Here is a 3,882-nt window from a genome sequence, read left to right on the forward strand (position 1 = left end):
GCCCGAGCCGCACGAACCCCTTCGCCGTATCCCCAAACGCGCTCGCATCCAGCACCGACACCCGTTTGGCCCGAAACAGTTGCCAGGTGAAATCGACCGTATCGAGGCCGGTGCCGCTCACGTCAACCATCATGAACATGCCGGCCTCGGGCAACAGACAATGCAGACCCGGCACCCGGCGCAAGCGCTCGAACACCACGTCGCGCCGCCGCCGATAAGTCTCGCGTATTCCCGCGACGATCTCCGCCCTGTTCTGCAACGCAGTCAACGCAGCCTGCTGGATAAAGCCCGGCAAACCGTAAAGCATCGCCAGCGCGAGCCGCGCCATATGCTCGATCAATTCGGCGGGCCCTATCGCCCAGCCGACCCGCCACCCGGCCATCGCATGCGATTTCGACAGACTGCCGAGCGTCACCGTGCGCTCCGCCATGCCGGGCAGCGACGCGATGCTCAGGTGTTCTCTGTCGAACGTCAACTCCCCGTAGACCTCGTCGGACAGCACCCACAGGTCATGCTCGCACGCGAGCCGCGCAATCCGTTCGAGATCGGCGCGCTGCATTACGACGCCGGTCGGATTGCAGGGCGTCGCGAAGAAGATCGCCTTGGTGCGCGGCGTGATCGCCGCTTCGAGCGCGTCGCAGTTGACATGAAACGCGCGCTCGGGATCGACCGGCACCGCCACCAGCGTCGCGCCCGCCGCACGTATGCAAGCCTCGTAGGTCAAGTACATCGGCTCGGGGACGATCACTTCATCGCCCGCTTCGAGCAGGCACAGCGACACCGCGAACACGCCGTTCTGCGCGCCCGCGGTCAACACCACGTTGGCCGAACTCACGTCGCAACCGGTCGTGCGCGCATGTTCGGCGGCAATCGCCGCGCGCAACGGGTCGCGGCCGGAGATCGCGGTGTAGTGGGTGTCGCCGGCGCGCAGCGCGTCGATCGCGCGCTCGACGATCGGCGCGGGCGTCGCGAATTCCGGATCGCCGACGCTCAGCACGATCACGTCTTCGCCCTTTGCGGCCGCCTGCTGCGCGACACGGTGAATGTCCCACGCCGACGTGCGCCGCCCTTGCAGACGCTCGACCAGATTCGAATACTTCATTGCGCTTTTCCGTTTTTGCCGATCCCTATGAGGGATGCGTCTCGCTATGTATTTCTATTCGACCCGCCAATGTAATGGCACGTCGGCGAAACATCCAGACACAGAAAAGGGCCATGCGAGCCGACAGTCTCGCATGGCCCTTCGCGCAATCTGCTTGCGGGCGGCCCCGCCAGGGGCGCGACAGGTTAAAGCTGGCGGCGCAATTCCGCCGGCGGCACCTTCATCAGATGCCGGTATTTGGCGACCGTGCGCCGCGCGACCAGCACCCCCTGGTCCGCGAGCATCTTCGCGAGCGTCACGTCGGACAGCGGATCGCGCGCGTTCTCCGCGGCGATCATCTCCTTGAGCAGTGCGCGTACCGCGGCGGCGGAACAGGTACCGCCGCTTTCGGTGCCGAGTTCGCGCGGGAAGAAATGTTTGAACTCGAAAATGCCGCGTGGCGTCGCCATATATTTGTTGCCTGTCGCCCGCGAAATGGTCGACTCGTGCAGACCGAGTTCGTCGGCCACGTCGCGCAACACCATCGGCTTGAGCGCGATTTCGCCGTACTGGAAGAACGCTTTCTGATGCGCGACGATGCACTCGGCAACGCGCTGGATCGTGTCGAAGCGCTGCTGCGCATTGCGAATCAGCCAACGCGCTTCCTGCAACTGCTGCGCGAGCGGCGAACGGCTCGCGCCGGCGGACTGCGCGAACAGTTGCGCGTACATACGATGAATGCGCGCGCGCGGCTGCACAGCCGGATTGATCGACACGACCCATTTGTTGCGCACCTGACGCACGATCACGTCGGGCACCACGTAATTGTCCTCGGTGCGGCCATAGCAATTGCCCGGCTTGGGGTCCAGCTTGCGCACGAGCGCGCAGGCCACCCGCAACGCTTCCGGGCTGCAACCGATCTGCTTTTGCAGTTCCGCCTGCTCGCGGCGGGCCAGCCGCTCGAGATGATGTTCGGCGATCTGCAACGCGACGCTGCGCCCCGGCGTGTCCTCGGGCAAGGCCTGAATCTGCAGCGCGAGACATTCCGACAGCGAGCGAGCACCGAGCCCGGGTCGATCGAGCGACTGCACGAGGCGCAGCGCGACCAGCAGTTCTTCCTCGGTCAATTCGGGTTCGAGATCGACGCTGTCGGCCAGATCGGCGAGCGACTGGCGCAGATAGCCATCGTCGTCGAGTGCTTCGATGATGAAGCGCGCCACCGCGCGGTCGCGATCGTCGAGGCGGTACAGCCGCAGTGCGTCGTGAAGTTGTTCGCGCAACGTCGGCTGTGAGCGCGCCCATTCCGCCGGATCGCTGCCGTCGGCGTCGCTCGACTGGCGGGTCGAATTGCGCGAGCCGTAGTCGCCTGAGAAGTCGCCCGGCATATCGTCCGGTCCGGCGCTTTCAAGGGAGTCGCTGCCGGCGCTGTCCGCGGCCAATGCATCCGGTTCGGCGGTGGCAAGCGTATCCGTGGCCGGCAGCGCGCTCGGCTCCTCTCCCGCCGGCGTGCTGGCCAGCGCGACATCCTCTGTCTCCGACGAATCGTATTCAAGGAACGGATTGGTATCGAGCGCCGTGCGCAGCTCCTGCTGGAACTCCAGCGCCGACAATTGCAGAAGGCGCACTGATTGTTGCAGACGAGGGGTGAGTGCAAGCGACTGCCTTGCGCGTAATTCGATTGAAGGCATTGGTGAAATCCCGTTCGTTGGTAGCTGAAGGCAAAAGAGCTAGGTCCTTCGTTAAAGCAACCGCCGTACCAGTTTTCACAAGCCGCTGTTTTCTCTACGCTTTGTCGTGTCAGGCGCGGGAATTGCGCGGCCTGTGATTACCGCTTTTTACAAACCTCGGGCAATTTCCCGGGGCTTTCTTCACACCGCGCGCGGCGTGCCGCTCGTGTTTCGCCGACGCTCCTCCGTAAGCCCTATTGTCAGTTCAAAGCCGCCGTGGCGATGGTTGCGGGTGGCTCGCGCATGCAGGAACCCGATCCCGAATGCGTGCCGGGCACGCTGCTTGCGTCAGGCACTGTGTGGACGGGCGGTGTGTCTGGTAACGCGGCAAGCGCGCGATGCCAAGCCCCCGCCCGGTGTCGACAAACGGGCCCTGACGGTACCGTAGCGGCAACGACCCCACGTGCGTCATCAGCGGTTTCGACCGCGATCGGCCACCGGCAACAAGACCGCCATTCTGTTAACACCCGAAGGAGAGACCATGAAGACGATCCAGCTTCTGAAGACCGCGGGCAGCATTGCTGCCGTCGCATTTGCCCTGAACGCAACCGCCGCGCAGACCACCACTCAGGCCCCATCGGCTTCGTCCGAATCGGTCGGCCAGCATATCGACGACGGTACGATTACGACCAAGGCGAAGGCCGACCTCCTCGCCGCAAAGAACGTCAAGTCCACGCATATCCACGTCAAGACCCGTAAGGGCGTCGTGTGGCTCACGGGTTCGGTGCCTTCGGCTGACGACAAGTCGGCAGCGGAAGAAGTCGTGCAAAACGTAAAGGGCGTAGAAAGCGTGAAGAACCATCTGAAGGTCGCCGCCGAGTAAACGCGGTCGGTAAGGTTCGCGCCGATTCGGCGTGTTGCGTATTGAAGAGAGCCGGCGCTGCCGGCTCTCTTCTTTTGCAGTTGCTTTTTCGCTCTAGCGCTGAGTCAAACGACCAGAAAAAAAGGCCACGCACCCGATGCACGGCCTTTTCGTCTATTCAGCCTCTGGATACGCGGGTAGCGAACCCCGCGCCGGTCACTCGCGCGGCGACGGCCCGCGCCGTCACGACACGGGCCGTCTGCCGCGTTACG

Annotated in this window: 3 protein-coding genes; 1 reads left to right on the plus strand and 2 read right to left on the minus strand. The window is 64.0% G+C overall.

What is annotated here, in order from left to right; translation table 11 throughout:
• Together VGH68_RS07955 and VGH68_RS07960 are read right to left on the minus strand one after the other, a co-directional pair.
• On the minus strand, nt 1-1,102 hold a 1,102-nt coding region (locus tag VGH68_RS07955; protein ID WP_331603021.1), incomplete at its 3' end, for a pyridoxal phosphate-dependent aminotransferase.
• 185 nt (nt 1,103-1,287) lie between these two features.
• Nucleotides 1,288-2,769: an RNA polymerase factor sigma-54 gene (locus VGH68_RS07960; protein ID WP_331603022.1), complete on the minus strand. Its 1,482-nt coding sequence runs from the start codon at nt 2,767-2,769 to the stop codon at nt 1,288-1,290.
• A gap of 520 nt (nt 2,770-3,289) precedes the next feature.
• Here VGH68_RS07960 and VGH68_RS07965 point away from each other — a divergent pair.
• Nucleotides 3,290-3,631 (plus strand): BON domain-containing protein, encoded by a 342-nt coding sequence (locus VGH68_RS07965; protein WP_331603023.1) that lies wholly within the window; start codon nt 3,290-3,292, stop codon nt 3,629-3,631.
• The last annotated feature ends 251 nt before the right edge of the window (nt 3,632-3,882 follow it).

The organism is Paraburkholderia sp. (assembly GCF_036488505.1).
Taxonomy (GTDB): Bacteria; Pseudomonadota; Gammaproteobacteria; order Burkholderiales; family Burkholderiaceae; genus Paraburkholderia.